The 504-nt window shown below is 40.1% G+C and carries 1 protein-coding gene; it reads left to right on the top strand.

All coding sequences use genetic code 11. The features are described 5' to 3' along the window. Positions 1-384, top strand: a 384-nt coding sequence (locus AACW06_RS20040; protein WP_238336778.1) for a hypothetical protein, incomplete at its 5' end; no start/stop codon positions are given. Positions 385-504 lie beyond the last annotated feature (120 nt).

The raw sequence follows: 504 nt of genomic DNA, 5'->3' as shown, positions 1-504 counted from the left end.
GCGTTATGCGCCAAAATAGAAATGGAGACAACAATTATGGATGATTTAGTAAGCTCATTACAGAGAGATGGTTTTAATGCCAAGGTTAAAAATGGGAAAATTGTAGTGAGGCTCGAAGGGCTTTCAAATGTTGTATCAATAAGCAAGGATATAGCTGCCGATGAGTACAAAATTAAAACAAATGATACGGTTTTATCGATATTAGCCAGTTTTTTTCTGCTGTTTGGCTTGTATGGCATCAATCAAACTGGTGGTGGTAGTTTTTTAGACTTTGCCCTTGTAACAATGTCTGTGTTGAGTTTCGTTACAGTGATGCTCACAGAGCTTAAAGTGACCAAATTACGCTCTGTTATAGAAAGACTAACCCGCGAAGCAAGCGCATAACAAACAATTTAAGAGGGATTCCCCACGCTTGGCATTTTGGGTTTAAGTCAGGTTTAGTGTTTACGGCATCCAAATTGGGTGTCGTGGTCTCGTGGCTCACCCCTTAATTGGGCGTTATGT

Source organism: Vibrio sp. S12_S33 (assembly GCF_963889785.1).
GTDB classification, from domain to species: domain Bacteria; phylum Pseudomonadota; class Gammaproteobacteria; order Enterobacterales; family Vibrionaceae; genus Vibrio; species Vibrio aestuarianus.
Note: the sequence above shows the minus strand (reverse complement) of the source record. Positions and strands in the feature narration are given on the sequence as shown.